This window comes from Paenibacillus sp. RC73, assembly GCF_044908085.1.
GTDB classification, from domain to species: Bacteria; Bacillota; Bacilli; order Paenibacillales; family Paenibacillaceae; genus Paenibacillus; species Paenibacillus terrae_A.
Genome location: NZ_JBIYCV010000016.1, coordinates 26043 through 41159, shown reverse-complemented (window position 1 = coordinate 41159; position 15117 = coordinate 26043). Strand labels below are relative to the sequence as shown.

The window sequence follows — 15117 nt, the reverse complement described above, 5'->3', positions numbered from 1 at the left end:
GGTGTTCGCCAAAAAGCCGTATTCCCCGCCTGCAATAAGTGCATAAGGGAATACGGCTCTGATATATGCTAAAGTTTATTTGGAAAAGAGTTGCTCTGCATTATCCAGAGCGATTTTGTGTCCCATTGCCGAATAATCCAGCCAAGGCTGTCCGTCCAGCATGTAGACATGACCCTGCTTCACTGCTTTGAGTCCTTGCCATACCGCGTTTCCTTCCAGTTGTGTGTACACCTTTTGGGCATCCGCGCCTTTACTAATAATGACAAAGATCGCATCGGCATCATAATCCGGCAAAACCTCCTGGGATACGACCTGATATGCCTTGTTGATCTTTTCCACACCCTTGGCTGGCTTCAAGCCCAAATCCTGATACAACAGCGGTCCTACCGGGCGCTTCATACCCATTACGCGGACTTCCTTCGCCGTAACACGAATAGCCATAACGGTTCCGTCGCCGATTTTTTGGTGGATCAGCTTTTTAACCCGTTCCTGTTGGGCGTCGTAATCTTTCAGGAAAGCGTCCGCCTGCGCTTCATGCTTGACCATAACAGCTATTTTTTTCAGTTGGTCCTTCCATGTGCCCTCGTCCAGATCAAAGACCTCGGTCGGCGCGATTTTTTCATACTTGGCTACATCGGCTCCCGAATATTTTTTGTCGAGAAAAATATGGTCAGGTTGCAGCTCCAGCACGGCTTCCATATCCGGGTCTGTGACAACACCCAGCTTGCGGGTATTTTGGAGACGATCTTTTACATGTGGCAAAAAGTCCTTAACATCTCCGCCAATGACCGAACCAGCCGGAGTAATGCCCAGCGCCAGCAAATTGTTCGTTAAATGAATGGACATAGAAGCAATACGCGAATCCGCGCTGACCGTTTTCTTACCGTTGTCCGCCGCTTTCGTATCGGCAGCTTTGTTGTCTGCTGCTTGTCCACAAGCGGACAGCACCACCATACATAAAATAAGAACCATGCCCACCCATGAACGCTTGATTCCTGAATGATTTGAACCATTTTTTGTCATTACTATTCCTCCTATGTCATAAAAGCTCCATATAAAATGATCTATATAGAAAGCTTCAGCTTGTTGGTTTATGTACCTATTCCATCTGTCATTTCGTACGGGACAGCAAAAATAAAAAATACGGAGCCCCTACCACAGCAACCACCACACCCGCCGGAATCGCATTCGGCTGGAACACAGAGCGTCCAATCGTATCCGCAGTGACCAAAATGACGATTCCGACAAAGCAGGCCACTGGCAGCAAATGCTGGTACATTGGCCCAACCAGACGGCGAGCCAGATGAGGCGCAATCAGCCCAATGAAGCCAATACCTCCAGCCATAGACACACTGGCGCTGGATAGGGCCACGGCTGCACCCAGCAGCAACAGACGCTGACGCTTCACACTTGTCCCGATTCCAGCGGCCGTCTCGTCGCCCAGCGACAGATTGTTCAGGCTGCGCGTCTGTGACAGAACGTAAGGCAACACAATAACTATCCACGGCAGCAAAGCCGCCGCATGTATCCAGTCCCGACCCCATACGCTGCCAGCCAACCAACGTGCGGTGAACGCGTAAGTATCCTCATCGAGTCGCAAGGACCAATACAGCGTTATAGCGCTGAGGCCCGAGGCTACACCGATGCCGGACAGGATCAGACGCACAGGCACGATTCCTCTGTTCCGATTATAGGACAACAGCACAATCAGCACCGCCGCCACGACACCTCCTGCAAAAGTAAACAGGGGGATCAGCACGGCTGCCGATCCTTCAAGATCGCGAAAGAAACTGACGAACATCACCAGTCCCAACGCAGCCCCCGCGTGAAGCCCCAGCACCCCCGGGTCAGCGAGTGCGTTCCGCGACAAGCCCTGCATAACAGCTCCGGCTGCTCCTAATCCGGCCCCAGCCAGTACCGTTACAACGATACGCGGCAGACGGTATTCGAACAGGACGATATGATCACGCCCGCTGCCACCACCAAACAGTGTATCCAGCACACGCAGCGGTGGAATACGAATCGTTCCGGTATTCAAACTCAATACAATGACGGCAAAGCTGATCGCCGCCAAAGCCAAGCAGACGATCAAAGCCTTTGCCCTTCTTGCATCCCCGGTTCCTAAAGAGCGACTCATTACAAATCCCTCCTTTCCTTACGGGCAAGAAAGAGGAAAAAAGGCACTCCGATAAAGGACACCATAATTCCAATAGCGAGCTCCTCGGGCGGATTCGCCATTCTCGCCCCCAAATCAGCCAACACCAGCAGCACAGCTCCCAATAACGCAGACAGCGGTACGATCTGGCGATAATCCACACCGATCAGCTTGCGGGCAATATGCGGAATAACCAGCCCTACAAAGCCAATGGCCCCGGCTGCGGACACGGACAACCCGGCCAGTACCACCACGGTCAGCAGACCCAGCAGCCGGATACGCTTGAGATTTAATCCAAGATTCAGCGCCACCTCATCGCCCATCGAAATCAGGGAAATAGAGCGTGCCAGCCCCATAGACCAGGCGATCACAATCAGCAAAATCGGCGCAAGAATCTCAAGCTGTGACCATTTGATTCCTGCGACACCGCCCGCATACCAAAAGGCTAAATCCTGACTCAGATTAAAATAAATCGCAATTCCCGAAGTCATAGAGCCTAGCAGAGCAGCCGTCACTGCTCCGGATACGGTCAGTCTCATCGGCGTCAATCCCCCGGGCGCGGAAGCTCCCAGACCAAATACCAGCAAGGTGCTCATCAGCGCCCCGAGGAACGACAATACGATTAACGTCCCATAAGGAAGGTTGGGGAAAAAGGCAAAACTTACAGCGACCACGAACATCGCTCCTGCGTTAATGCCCAGCACACCTGTATCTCCCAGCGGATTGCGCGTAATACCTTGAATCAGAGAGCCTGCTACCGCCAGTGCAGCTCCGATGACAGCCGCCCCCAGCACACGCGGTAATCTTAGCTCATGAATGATCTGATGTGTCATCAATGAACGATCATAGTGAAATATCGCCGCCCATACCGTGCCTAAGGTCAAGTCCTTGGCTCCAAGGGAAATCGCGGCAAACATAGCCAAGGCCAGCAACACAGCAGAACCTATGAATAGCAGCGCCTGCCGAATCCGGCCCGCCCGGAGTAAAGGACGGGCTACCAAGGCTACTTCGGGAGCTGTGCCTTCTGTCCGAGCCGCATGTTTATCTGCTCTGCCTTTAAACTGCATTCGTGAGGTCACTCCCTCCATACCTGAAACCACCATAACGCTCATGACGATGGCGATAATGATAATTATTATCAACTTGATTTATAATAGCATGTTTCTATGACATTGCAAGCCAAAAACTGCTCCTCCTATGGAGGAACAGTTTTTGGATATACCTATGTGAGATCGCTATATGGATGACTCCATGTAGCCCACATTTTTTAGTACGTAGGCCAACCTGCGGAGTCCCATTTCAGATCACTAATCAGCAGCTTTGGATTTCCGTTATCAGTCGCATCATAGGCATGACGCGCAATCACACTATTGTTATAAATAGACTGACCGCCCGGTCCCTTCCAACGGTCATTCCCCGCATCCAATACGGTTCCACCGCCATCCATCAGGTTTTTACCACTCTTGTCCACATAAGGTCCAGTGATACTGGTGGAGCGACCATAAATAATTTTGTAATTACTGTTTACACCCTGGCAACAGTTATCAATAGAAGCAAACAGATAATAATAACCGTCTCGGTATGTAACATGTGGAGCTTCCAGACCACCAGCGGTACGCTTCGCGATGGAATAAATCTGCCCCGTAGGCTTCATCGTATTTTTGTCCAAACGGGTAATTTTCAGGCCTGTGTTCCAGGAACCGAAGGAAAGCCACGGGTTACCGGAAGCGTCAATGACCAAATTCGGATCAATGGCATTATAATCGTTAGAATCCGTCGTACGCAGCACTAGTCCATCATCTCTCCAGCTTCCCGCGCCAATGCTCGTTGCTGAAGTCAATCCAATGGCCGAAATGCGTGACCCGAAAGTAGAAATGGAATAGTAAACCCACACACGTCCATTGTACTTTTGAGCATCCGGTGCCCATACATCATTAGTCTTCTGCTTAGGTACATACGATTTCCACCATGATGGCGGTGACAGGAATATTTGCGGCAATCTGTAAAAATTGCGTCCATCATCCGACCTTTGTACCTGTATTCCCTGACCCGTAGAGAAAATATACCACGCATTGCCTTCCTTCGTGATAGATGGATCATGTACCGCGACATCACCAGTTAATGCCCAATGCTCTGCCGATGCCGAAGGCACCACTGATAGCAATAATGCAGCCGAGGTTACGGCAGCAAACGCAGTTCGAGCCAATTTACCCTGTACTGATTTTTTCCAGGATTTCAACACTCTTACGCACCTCCAAATTCGTTTTATATGATGAGAATCAGGTAATACACTATTACATTAGTGTTTATACTTATGAAGTTACATATATATTAACCTATCAACTCCAGTTTTGTAAACGCTTTATTTCAAATAAAAAGAAATTCATAAACTACGCATAACGTTATGTATCCTGGAGCGACTGGAATCGAATTTTGCAAAATCCTGGTACAAAAAAGGAGCCCCTAGGCTCCTCCCTTGTTAAATCAGCATATTAAACAGATTTTCGTTTTTGTTCAGTTCCGTATATTCGAGCCCCTTGCGGTTCATTCGTTCAATCAAAGGAAGGTAGTCTTCCTTGTGAAACAGCTCAATGCCGACCAGCGCCGGGCCGTTCTCCTTGTCGTTCTTTTTCGTATACTCAAACCTTGTGATGTCATCGTCCGGTCCAAGCACATCCTGAAGAAACTCACGCAGCGCTCCTGCTCTTTGCGGGAACTTTACCATAAAATAATGCTTCAGTCCTTCGTAAATCAGGGACCGTTCCTTAATCTCCTGCATACGGTCAATATCGTTGTTGCCACCACTGACGATGCAGACAACCGTTTTGCCCTGAATCTGTTCACGATACATATCCAATGCTGCTACAGGCAACGAGCCCGCAGGCTCCACTACAATCGCATTTTCATTATACAATTCCAAAATCGCAGTACACGCCTTACCTTCCGGCACCTTCACAATATCGTCCAGGGTACGTGTACAAATGTCATACGTTAACTGACCGACACGCTTAACAGCGGCTCCGTCAACGAACTTGTCTATTTGCTCCAGCGTAACCACCTTGTTCAAACGCATCGCCTCCGTCATCGACGCCGCGCCAAGCGGTTCTACGCCAATTACCTTGGTGGATGGACTGACCGTTTTGAAATACGTGCCTACGCCTGCCGCCAAACCGCCACCGCCGATGGTCACGAACACATAGTCTGCTGGCGTATCCAAACTTTCCATCACTTCCATCGCAATCGTACCGTTGCCTGCTATAATCTTCGGCTGATCAAACGGATGGATAAAGGTCATCTCCTGCTCGCTGCACACCTTTATGGCCTCATCGTATGCATCGTCGAACGTATCCCCGGTCAAAATGACCTCCACACTGTTGCCGCCAAAGCGCCGAACCTGCTTCACCTTCTGATTAGGTGTTGTGCTCGGCATGAATATTTTCCCGTGAATGCCCAGCGCATTACATGAAAAAGCCACACCCTGCGCATGATTCCCCGCACTCGCACACACGATGCCCTTTTCCATCTGCTCGGGAGTCAGGCTGCGAATCATGTTGTAGGCTCCACGGATTTTAAAGGACCGCACGACCTGGAGATCCTCTCTTTTCAGATACACGTTACAGTTATATTTGGCCGACAGGACGGCATCCCGCTGCAAAGGTGTACGTACAATGACCTCACGCAGCATATGATGCGCCCGTACAATATCCTCCATGCTGACGGTTGACGCCATCGGGGCCGGATCGGTTTTCTGGGTTTCTGTTGGTTCCATAGGTTCTCCACGCTCCGCCTGAATATGTCTGTATTTGAAATCTTTCAAATATCATACCACGTTTACCTATAGCTTGTGCAGGTCATAGAGCATGAAAATGAGAATGAAAATCAATTATATTCAAAAAAAAGCAGACCGGGGTGAATCCCGACCTGCTTTTCCTGACGTTACACGCTTCTTTTATTCAATCTCTCAATTCATATTACCGCAACGATTATCCTTTTACCCCGCCTGCGGTCATTCCCTCAATAAAGTAACGCTGGAAGAACAGGAACACGACGAGAATTGGCAAAATAGCCAGCACCGACCCGGCGATCAGCACATCATAATTATTACCATACGGCGTAAGCAGACTGGACAGACCAATCGGTAGCGTCAGCATGTCGTTGGTGCGAAGTACGATCATCGGCCATAGGAAGTTATTCCAACTGTTCATCGCCTGCAAAATAGCCATTGCCGCGAATGCGGGCGCCATCAGAGGCATCATAATCCGCACGAAAATGCCATACTCCGAACAGCCGTCAACCCGTGCAGCATCCATAAAATCCTTCGGGACCCCACTCAAATATTGACGGAAGAAAAAGATCGGAATCGGCGCAACGACAAATGGCAGAATGACGCCCCATACCGTGTTAATCAGCTTCATGCCGATCATCAGCTTATAGAGTGGAAGCATAATAATTTCTACTGGAATCATCATCACGACCAGCACTAGCGTAAAAATCACATTTTTCAGCTTGAACCGATACATCTCCAGTCCATAGCCCACCATCGCGGACAATATCAGACATAACACCGTGAATAAAACGGTTATGACAATACTGTTCCAGTACCATTGAAAATAATCCGTCGTCCCCTGAAAGATGAACGCGTAATTTTTCAAGGACATGATGCTCCACTCCAGCTTGAGATTCAAGCCGTACCGCAGCAGCTCCGTCGATGGCTTGAACGAGGCCAGCGTCACGGCAAATAACGGAAACAGGGCAAACCCGGCAAACAGGATGAACAGAACAACGAGCAGTGCGGATAACGGGCCTTTTTGCTTCTGAACCATCGCTTAGTCCTCCTTCCGAAACAAGCCAAAAAATTTGAGCTGGACCAGGTTCAGCAGCAGCGTAAATACGAGCAATACAATGCCTACTGCGGCTCCGAAGCCCATACTGTTTTGCTCCAGACCTTGACGGTACAGATAACCGACAATCGTTAAGCCGATATCATTCGGAGAGTTGTTCCCGTTCCACAGCATGTAGCTCTCCGTAAACATGGACAACCCCGCATAGATACTAATCGTAAATACGTAGATCGTCACTGGTTTTAGCATCGGAATCGTAATCCGCCAAAAGGAATCAAAGCGACTGGCTCCATCAATCTGTGCGGCTTCATACAGCTCGGGGGGAATGTTTTGCAGTCCCGACATGTAATACAACATGTTCACGCCCAGCCATCTCCACAAGGCCAGTACGATCAACGCTAAAAATCCGGTGTTGGCGTTCATCAGCCATTTGTACGGCTCCAGACCGAACGCACCCAGTAAGGAATTCATCAGCGAGCCGTCCAATTCCCCGAACATGAGCCGGAAAATCGTTCCCGCGACCACCACCGAGGTCAGTGCAGGTATAAACATCACCGAGCGAAACAGACCTCTGCCCGGCATTTTAGGAGAATTCAGCAATACCGCCAGCACCAGCGGCAGCGGAATCAGCACCACCAACGTAAGCAAGGTATACAGGACGCTGTTCAGAATCGCTTTTCCAAACGTGGGATTGATCAAATCTTTATAATTTTCCAATCCGACATAAGTCGTTATGCCAGGCAGCACTTCCTGAAAGCTCATAATGACTGTCGAGATGACCGGGTACGCAAAAAACAGCGCAAAAGACAGTAGAAACGGAAGGACAAACACATACGGCGCCGTGCGGCTGGAATGAATAAAGCGGCTCCATCTGCTTCTGGTCGGACGCTGAGGCTTCGGCGGCTGACCTGTCGGTACATTTGCGTTCGTATGAACGGGCGTTGCCATGAATCTCACTCCCTTTCCTATTAGGGTCTATCTCAATTCATCTGCCAGCTCATGCAGCACCGTGGCCGGATCTTCGCCATTCAGCAGTGTTCGGTAAAGTATTTTATTGCGAACTGCACTGGCGATATCAGGCGTTTTCGGTCCGATATGCACCGCATTGATCTCATCTTTTACCTCAATGAGCGTATCAAAAATATTCGTTCCGAAATAATCCGTAAACTTATTCTTCACTTTGACTTCCGGCATCGTCCATACTTCACTGCGGATCGGATCAAAGCCGAGCTGCTTCCAAATCTCTACATTCCCTTGCTTGGACAGCTTGGCAAAAGCCAGAAAACGCATCGCCAGATCCTGGTGCTTCGATTGGTTCGTGACCACCGTACCGGTTCCGCCCATCCCCGCTGAACGAGAGCCGCCTTTTTCCCACGCTGGCAACGGTCGGATGATGATTTTCCCTTTCAGGTCAGGCATGTAATCCGTAAAACGTCCCATATACCACATCGGCATCCACACCGAAGCGGCCCCTCCTTTGTTCATAAACCCGTAGTATTCCTCCATATGGTGTCCGCCGCCCGGCGCGGGAATGGCGATTTTGTCCTTCACCATTTGCTGGAGAAATTCAAGTGTTTTAATATTCGTTTCGTTATCCAGTGTCAGCTGGCCCTTGTCATCCAGGAAATCCGATTTTTGCTGGGAGATCATCGGCCAGTAATTCCACAGGTCATTCGTCTCCACGGTCGCCATCGGCTTGCCTGTCTTCGCCAGCACTTGCTTGCCCGACGCAGCATAATCTGCCCATGTCACAATGGAATCCGGGTTTACCCCCGCCTGATCCAAAATTTCTTTATTGTAATACATCACTTCGGCTCCGACATGAAAATCAATACCGTAATACTTACCGTCCTTACCGTAAATCTGTACTCTGGAAGGCACAATGTTTTTCAGCTCCGGGTCAATCACCGGATTGAGCGGAACCAGTTGCGGTATCCCTTTGAGGAAATTACCGATCTTGTTCACCTCGATATCCGCAATATCCGGTGCCCCCACCCCTGATTGCAACGCAATCGACAGCTTGCTGTGGTGGTTATCATACGGAAATGTATTCGCTTTCAAAATAATCGGTTCATCAGGGTGCAGTTGGTTCCATTGGTCGGCCATTTGCAGAAAAAACTTCTCATGCAATTCATTAAACGTCCACAATACCAGTTCAGTTCCCGGCCCATCCTGTTCGTCGGCCTTGCCAGAACAGCCTTGCAACAGTCCAGCCAGCAGAACCACCGCCATGAGCATCAACGCCATGCTTTTTCTTCGCAGCAGCATATCCTTCCCCCTTCGCATGATGAAAAGATGATTCCTTAAAATGATTGCGCTTTCTTTTCTATTTAACATCAAGCCAAATTAGTTTACAAGAACATTATTTATAAGAAATTCATTTTTAGCGCAACACTAGCGCCTACATTGCATTATAGGGGGAAAATGAATTGAATGGGGTTATGATGATTTTTGCATAAAAAACGACCCAACTCGAATTGAAACTCGGAGCTGGGTCGCGTTTTTTTAACTACTCTTGAGAATGTGCTGCTTCGTCCTTCACTTCTTCTCGAAACGATCTAATACTTTCTTTACGGCGATTATTTTTTTCTTCGATTTGCTTACGCTCCTCGTCACTGATTTCAGAGGAAAATTCGTTCAGATACCCTTCAGCTTCATACAGGTTCTGCTGTGTATTCTGAATACTTTGTTGCAAATGTTCAACATTATCGGCTCGATTATCTGGTTTTGCCATTTCGTTTGTCGCCTCCTAATCATGGAATCGCTCACTGGAGCGCTAATCTGTAGCTTGAACGCTATCGGATCATTTTATGCATTAAAATGCTCACCAAACCACTTGCCTGCGGCTTCGGCCTCGGTACGGGTCAATTGGTGACCGTTGCGTTCCCAGTGTGCATCTACCTGCGCGCCTGCGCCTTCCAGCAAGGTTTGCAGCTCACGGGATTCCGCAACCGGAACAATCGGGTCGTTCTCACCGGAAGACATAAATACAGGGACACCGTTCAAATCTGGCAGATTCAGCCCACGCAGCGGCACCATCGCATGGTGCAGAATAGCTCCGCGCAGCGCCTTAGCATCGTGAAAGAGCATGCTGGCCGCTATGTTCGCCCCGTTGGAGTACCCAAGAGCCACAACGTTGTTGCGGTCAAAATCGTATTGCTCCGCAGCCGTATCCACAAATTCACTCAGTTCCTTGGTACGGAATACGAGATCCTCGAAGTCGAACACCCCTTCTGCCAAACGGCGGAAGAAACGCGGCATCCCATTTTCCAACACATTTCCCCTTACGCCTAACACAGACGCTCCCGGTGCTACCAAATCAGCCAAAGGGATCAGGTCTTGTTCATTCCCTCCTGTCCCGTGCAACAGCAAAATAACCGGGGCCTGCGGATGACTTCCTTTACGGAATACGTGTTTCATATATATCCTCCTCTAATTTTTTTATTTTAAATTAAGATTCTTATTTTTGATATAAATGAATTATAGCGAACTTCCCGACCTTTTACAATCGAAATCAGCAAACCTGCTCTAAACCTTTTTCTAAAATGATGTATTTATCCGTTGACAAGTATCATAGCTCTATTTTACTATTGCTTTAGATATTTAGAATATTATCTAAATATCTAAAGGAGGAAATGGATTTTGAATGATGCCTTCAAAGCTTTAGCTGATCCGACCCGGCGTAAAATATTACAGCTCTTGAAAGAGAAAAGCATGAGCGCAGGCGAAGTGGCTGAGCATTTTCAAATCAGCAAGCCCAGCATCTCCCACCATCTGAATATCCTGAAGCAGGCCGCGCTGGTGCTGGATGAGCGACAAGGGCAAAACATTATTTACACCCTGCATACAACGGTTGTCGCGGATGTCATCGGTTGGATGTTCAGCATTGCCCACTCCGATGCCCCTGCGAAACAAAATGCGAATGACATCAAGGATACGGAGGAATCTGAATGAAATCTCGAATGAAATGGAGCTTTACGGATGTTTTGACGACTTTGATTGCCCTATCACCCGCTATAGGGGCTTTGCTGCTGTATGACCGCCTTCCTGCCATGATGGCTTCCCATTTTAGCTTTGACAATACGGCTGACAGATATATGGGTAAAACGGGCGCTATCGTCATGCTGGTGCTGATGGGCCTGATACCGCTATTGTTCCGGTTAGCCCGCTACATGGACCCGAATCGAGCGAATTACGAAAAATTTTCTAAAGCCTACGAAGTAACACGTGCAGGTCTTGCCGTTGTACTCGCTGTAGCCGGTTGGGGCATGCTTCTGTATAGCCTGAACATACTGCTGCAAATGAATACTATAATTTGCGGGTTGGTAGGCCTGATGCTGCTGATGCTCGGTAATTATTTGACTCAGGTACAGCCAAACTATACCTTCGGTATCCGTACACCCTGGACCCTGTCCAATCCTGAGGTTTGGCGTAAAACGCACCGTTTCGGCGGCCCTATGATGATGCTCGGGGGTGCTTCGGGCTTGGTGGCAGCATGGGTCGATGGAGTGGCGGGAACGGTCATTTTTCTTACTGGACTGGCTATATCCGTCGTCGCCCCCATACTCTATTCCTTCCTCCTTTATCGCAAATTAAACCAAAAGTAGGCATGCAGGACGTAGTAACTCTGTCCAGACGGACAAAAGCGTATGAGACGATCCCAATGCATAAATAAACAAAGAACCTCCAAAACCACGATGCACGTGGAATTGAAGGTTCTATTTCATTCTAAAACTAGAACAACAGCTTATCGGGATGAGTGCCCACACGCTCATCAAGATGAAGTGCGTTGATTCGGTTAATATCCTCTTCCGTCAGTTCAAAATCGAACAAGTCGGCATTTTCGCGGATACGATGTGCGGTTACAGATTTGGGAATCGTCACGATACCCCGATCCAGATGCCAGCGCAAAATAACCTGCGACGAGGTTTTGCCGTATTTTGCAGCAATCTCAACGATATCCGCTTGCTCGGTCAATTTACCCTTCATCAGTGGACTCCAGGATTCAAGCTGAATCTGGTGCTCCCGGCAGTATTGATGCAGCTCTTGCTGTGTCAGACGCGGGTGAAGCTCCACTTGGTTGATTGCAGGTACGATATTGCTGTCTTTCAGGAGGTTTTCGAGGTGGTGAACTTGGAAGTTGCTTACTCCGATGGCGCGTACGCTTCCTTCTTCATACAGGCGCTCAAATGCCTTCCAGGTTTCCTTGTACTTGTCCTTGCCAGGCCAATGAATGAGATACAGATCAATGATGTCCAGACCCAGTCGCTTGCGGTTTTCCTCGAAGGCACGCAGTGTTGAATCAAAGCCCTGATCTTCATTCCACAGCTTGGTAGTAATGAACAGTTTTTCTCTGTCCGCCCCGCTGTCACGAATAGCTTGTCCAACCAGTTCCTCATTGCCGTAGATCGCCGCCGTATCAATGTGACGATAGCCCACCTCGACGGCCGTTTTAACTGCTTCGTAGACCTCATTGCCTTCCGCCTTGTACGTACCAAAACCCAGCCAAGGCATCTGAACTCCATTATTCAGTACAGTTGTATCCGCAATGTTCCCCATGTCTATCTCCTCCTGTTCCTGATTATGATTTAGAAAACGGGCTAATTACAGCTTGGTTGCATCCTGAAAAGCATTGACTTGAAGCGGAGCGGCCAGCAATTCTTTAGCTGCGGCAACAAATGCCTGGAAATGGGCAGACTTGTTATGGAAATCTACAGCAGCAGCATCCTTCCACTCTTCAACCATGGTAAAAGCGTTGGCATCATTCAGATCCTGCATCAGCGTGTAGCGTACATTACCTTCTTCGGCTTGTGATGCGCTGATTAATCCTTGGGTTTGTTGCAGAAAAGCCTCTCTTTTTTCAGGTAAAACTTTCATATCAGCATGAATAATAATCATGATATTTTCCTCCTCACATTATGTAACTATTTCTATTATAGACCATTCATTCAACAGATTAAAAGTGCGGGCGTTCCTGTAATACAGTAAAATGGATCGTGTTGGAGAAAAAATCAGGCGAATCGGCACCTATATCTTGCTTGACGGCGGTAAATGCACATGCGTTTTCAGACAAAACTAATCCTTTTCATATCCCTTTTAGTGCTGGTGGTCACCGGGCTGTTGGGATTATCCTTTCGTTATATGATCACCTCTGCCCTGTATGAAATTCCCGCAGGCATCGTGACAGCTATCATTGGCGCACCGTATTTTCTGTATTTCTGTTACGGGAACGCAAGCAAAAAGGCAACGGGTAGGGGTTACATTTCCACCTGTACACCAATGCGCTGATTGATTTCTTTTCTGAACGATTCATCACGCAATAGCCGTTCTTTAAATTCATTCATCATATTTTGCAAGGAGGCATTCGTGAACGGGTCCAGGTCGTTAAAGAAGACCGCCATCTCCGTCGAATGTCCTTCCTTGTCCGTCGCATACATGGCCAGGGTGAGGACATATTCGGTAGATCCGCCCTTTTGTCCGGAATGTTGCAGCCATTCCTGATTTTTCGGATGATCCATCAGCTGCTCCATGACCTCAGACAATAATTTTTGCTCAGCTTTCGAAAAGCCTTGACGGCTATTCAGCTTACTCATCAAGGACGCATAATCCGCCGTCGTCGAAGCTATAAAACGTTCCGTATTCATTCGATCAAATTCCCGATCATACCATGTCGCGATAGCGGCATTTCTCTTATAAGAACCGCTCGTATCACGAGCCAGCTTGTTATGGATCATCTGGGCATGTTGGCGAAACTCCGCATCAGACATCGCTTGAACGGCTGCTTTGGCAGAATTGCTATTTCTTGCACCATCCCATGCCCGTCCCTGGGCCTCTCTCATCCATTCATAAGGAATCAGAATGGAAGATACAAATGGATAAATCGGATCATGATCCTGGAGTCCCAGGTCAGATTTCGTTTGGTTAATCTGTTCCAAGCCCAGTCTGTCCATTAAATACTCGGTATTGGCATTGGAGCTAAACAGAATCATCCCTTTAGCGACTTCGCGCATAGACACGGCTCCGTTCTTCAACTGTCCTTTGGCTTCCATCTCCCTCAACCATGCCGGATGTGCGCCACCATTCAGACGCGGTAGATAGAATCGCTCCAGCGCAGTCAGCTTGATCCGTTCATCCGGGTTGATTGTGCCTGCTGCCGCCTGCTTGGCATATTCCACCGCAATCACCGTCTTGACCGTACTCGCCAAGGGCATCATCCGGTGTTCCTCACGACCTGCCAGCTTCTTTCCATCCCTCAGAATCGTAATGGATGCTTTCTCTGGATGTTCCTCTAAAAAGCGCAGCACGCGATGGGCGCTATCCTGCTCAATCGTTTCCTCCTTAGCGTCAGCTGCAATGGCAGTTGCGGGCCGAACAGTATCCGGGGTATTAGCCATTCTGTCCTGCTTCGATGATGGCAATCCCACAGCCATACCAATCACGATGAGTACCGCAGCCAAGCCCACCGCTATGATCACAAGCTGCTTTCGTTTCACTATATACCTCCCCCCGTATGCACTCAGCATACAGGTTTATTTTCCCATTTTTATACTTCAGTTTCTATTGTAAACGAAAACAAAGCATAAAAAGTTTCATTACATGTAATATTTGAAAATAAATTCAAAAAGGAGAGCCTCCCTGCATATAACACAGGTTGACTCTCCTTCACTAACCTTCCACCCTTACGCTGGATGTGGTACTTCTGTTCCGTTTAGGATCAGGTGCATGCGAATCTCCGCTTTTAAGGAATCGGATACGGCACAATATTTTTCCTTACCCATCTGAATCGCTTTCCACACGCGATAATCCGGAACATCGCCATCTACATGGAACGTCAGATCAATCGCTGTAAAACCCTTCGGCATTTCTTCCTTACGCTCACCTTCTGCGTCAATATCAATACGGGTAATGTCCGACAGGAAGCGATCCAGAATCATCGTAATATCAATGCCAATACATCCCGCCAGACCCGCCAGCAGCAACTCCATCGGTGTCATGCCTTTGCCATCGCCGCCATAAGCTGCCGTAGCATCCATCCCAACGGAATAACCGGACGGTCCCTCCGAAGTAAACGCGCGTTTACCGTGCCAAGTTGTAGATACTTTCATGTTCAAAGGCCTTCTT

Annotated in this window: 16 protein-coding genes; 2 read left to right on the top strand and 14 right to left on the bottom strand. The window is 48.5% G+C overall.

Annotated features, from left to right (window positions below):
• Positions 1–75 precede the first annotated feature (75 nt).
• The 10 genes from ABH897_RS25150 to ABH897_RS25105 form a co-directional block, all read right to left on the bottom strand.
• The gene (locus tag ABH897_RS25150; protein ID WP_283654710.1) at positions 76–1023 is read right to left on the bottom strand and encodes an ABC transporter substrate-binding protein; all 948 of its coding nucleotides are present in this window, start codon (positions 1021–1023) and stop codon (positions 76–78) included.
• An 88-nt stretch (positions 1024–1111) separates the two neighbouring features.
• Entirely contained in the window at positions 1112–2137 is a 1026-nt protein-coding gene (locus ABH897_RS25145) for a FecCD family ABC transporter permease (protein WP_283654709.1), read from the bottom strand.
• Positions 2137–3222, bottom strand: coding sequence for a FecCD family ABC transporter permease (locus ABH897_RS25140; RefSeq protein WP_283656192.1), 1086 nt, complete (start codon positions 3220–3222; stop codon positions 2137–2139). Before ABH897_RS25140 ends, ABH897_RS25145 begins: the two co-directional genes overlap by 1 nt.
• Positions 3223–3422: 200 nt before the next feature.
• Positions 3423–4397: an arabinan endo-1,5-alpha-L-arabinosidase AbnA gene (gene abnA / locus ABH897_RS25135; RefSeq protein WP_283654708.1), complete on the bottom strand. Its 975-nt coding sequence runs from the start codon at positions 4395–4397 to the stop codon at positions 3423–3425.
• A gap of 237 nt (positions 4398–4634) precedes the next feature.
• On the bottom strand, positions 4635–5924 hold the full coding sequence (ilvA, locus tag ABH897_RS25130; RefSeq protein WP_283654707.1) for a threonine ammonia-lyase IlvA: 1290 nt from the start codon (positions 5922–5924) through the stop codon (positions 4635–4637).
• A gap of 214 nt (positions 5925–6138) precedes the next feature.
• Positions 6139–6978: a carbohydrate ABC transporter permease gene (locus ABH897_RS25125; RefSeq protein ID WP_342416658.1), complete on the bottom strand. Its 840-nt coding sequence runs from the start codon at positions 6976–6978 to the stop codon at positions 6139–6141.
• Positions 6979–6981: 3 nt separating this feature from the next.
• On the bottom strand, positions 6982–7944 hold the full coding sequence (locus ABH897_RS25120) for a carbohydrate ABC transporter permease (RefSeq protein WP_283654705.1): 963 nt from the start codon (positions 7942–7944) through the stop codon (positions 6982–6984).
• Positions 7945–7971: 27 nt separating this feature from the next.
• On the bottom strand, positions 7972–9264 hold the full coding sequence (locus ABH897_RS25115) for an ABC transporter substrate-binding protein (RefSeq protein WP_404592857.1): 1293 nt from the start codon (positions 9262–9264) through the stop codon (positions 7972–7974).
• A gap of 241 nt (positions 9265–9505) precedes the next feature.
• On the bottom strand, positions 9506–9730 hold the full coding sequence (gene tlp, locus ABH897_RS25110) for a small acid-soluble spore protein Tlp (RefSeq protein WP_044647028.1): 225 nt from the start codon (positions 9728–9730) through the stop codon (positions 9506–9508).
• Between the two features lie 74 nt (positions 9731–9804).
• Complete coding sequence (locus ABH897_RS25105) at positions 9805–10416, bottom strand: alpha/beta hydrolase (protein WP_283654703.1); 612 nt, start codon at positions 10414–10416, stop codon at positions 9805–9807.
• Positions 10417–10638: 222 nt separating this feature from the next.
• Here ABH897_RS25105 and ABH897_RS25100 point away from each other — a divergent pair, with 222 nt between their 5' ends.
• Both ABH897_RS25100 and ABH897_RS25095 read left to right on the top strand, forming a co-directional pair.
• Positions 10639–10950 carry an autorepressor SdpR family transcription factor gene (locus ABH897_RS25100; RefSeq protein WP_283654702.1) on the top strand — a complete coding sequence of 104 codons (312 nt, stop codon included), beginning with the start codon at positions 10639–10641 and terminating at the stop codon, positions 10948–10950.
• Positions 10947–11603, top strand: a complete 657-nt coding sequence (locus ABH897_RS25095; RefSeq protein ID WP_283654701.1) for an SdpI family protein — start codon at positions 10947–10949, stop codon at positions 11601–11603. Before ABH897_RS25100 ends, ABH897_RS25095 begins: the two co-directional genes overlap by 4 nt.
• A gap of 127 nt (positions 11604–11730) precedes the next feature.
• On the opposite strand, the gene ABH897_RS25090 is transcribed toward ABH897_RS25095, so the two are convergent.
• The 4 genes from ABH897_RS25090 to ABH897_RS25075 all read right to left on the bottom strand — a co-directional run bounded on the left by ABH897_RS25090 (position 11731) and on the right by ABH897_RS25075 (position 15101).
• Entirely contained in the window at positions 11731–12555 is an 825-nt protein-coding gene (locus tag ABH897_RS25090) for an aldo/keto reductase (protein WP_404592856.1), read from the bottom strand.
• Between the two features lie 45 nt (positions 12556–12600).
• Positions 12601–12894 carry a putative quinol monooxygenase gene (locus tag ABH897_RS25085; protein WP_044647023.1) on the bottom strand — a complete coding sequence of 98 codons (294 nt, stop codon included), beginning with the start codon at positions 12892–12894 and terminating at the stop codon, positions 12601–12603.
• A 359-nt stretch (positions 12895–13253) separates the two neighbouring features.
• Positions 13254–14489: a serine hydrolase gene (locus tag ABH897_RS25080; protein WP_404592855.1), complete on the bottom strand. Its 1236-nt coding sequence runs from the start codon at positions 14487–14489 to the stop codon at positions 13254–13256.
• 186 nt (positions 14490–14675) lie between these two features.
• Positions 14676–15101, bottom strand: a complete 426-nt coding sequence (locus tag ABH897_RS25075) for an OsmC family protein (RefSeq protein WP_134911173.1) — start codon at positions 15099–15101, stop codon at positions 14676–14678.
• Positions 15102–15117 lie beyond the last annotated feature (16 nt).

What these genes read in the sequence shown, in the direction of transcription:
- ABH897_RS25150 (WP_283654710.1), bottom strand. Translation starts at nt 1,023, where the DNA reads ATGACAAAAAATGGTTCAAATCATTCAGGAATCAAGCGTTCATGGGTG.
- ABH897_RS25145 (WP_283654709.1), bottom strand. Translation starts at nt 2,137, where the DNA reads ATGAGTCGCTCTTTAGGAACCGGGGATGCAAGAAGGGCAAAGGCTTTG.
- ABH897_RS25140 (WP_283656192.1), bottom strand. Translation starts at nt 3,222, where the DNA reads ATGCAGTTTAAAGGCAGAGCAGATAAACATGCGGCTCGGACAGAAGGC.
- ilvA (WP_283654707.1), bottom strand. Translation starts at nt 5,924, where the DNA reads ATGGAACCAACAGAAACCCAGAAAACCGATCCGGCCCCGATGGCGTCA.
- ABH897_RS25125 (WP_342416658.1), bottom strand. Translation starts at nt 6,978, where the DNA reads ATGGTTCAGAAGCAAAAAGGCCCGTTATCCGCACTGCTCGTTGTTCTG.
- ABH897_RS25120 (WP_283654705.1), bottom strand. Translation starts at nt 7,944, where the DNA reads ATGGCAACGCCCGTTCATACGAACGCAAATGTACCGACAGGTCAGCCG.
- ABH897_RS25115 (WP_404592857.1), bottom strand. Translation starts at nt 9,264, where the DNA reads ATGCTGCTGCGAAGAAAAAGCATGGCGTTGATGCTCATGGCGGTGGTT.
- tlp (WP_044647028.1), bottom strand. Translation starts at nt 9,730, where the DNA reads ATGGCAAAACCAGATAATCGAGCCGATAATGTTGAACATTTGCAACAA.
- ABH897_RS25105 (WP_283654703.1), bottom strand. Translation starts at nt 10,416, where the DNA reads ATGAAACACGTATTCCGTAAAGGAAGTCATCCGCAGGCCCCGGTTATT.
- ABH897_RS25095 (WP_283654701.1), top strand. Translation starts at nt 10,947, where the DNA reads ATGAAATCTCGAATGAAATGGAGCTTTACGGATGTTTTGACGACTTTG.
- ABH897_RS25090 (WP_404592856.1), bottom strand. Translation starts at nt 12,555, where the DNA reads ATGGGGAACATTGCGGATACAACTGTACTGAATAATGGAGTTCAGATG.
- ABH897_RS25085 (WP_044647023.1), bottom strand. Translation starts at nt 12,894, where the DNA reads ATGATTATTATTCATGCTGATATGAAAGTTTTACCTGAAAAAAGAGAG.
- ABH897_RS25075 (WP_134911173.1), bottom strand. Translation starts at nt 15,101, where the DNA reads ATGAAAGTATCTACAACTTGGCACGGTAAACGCGCGTTTACTTCGGAG.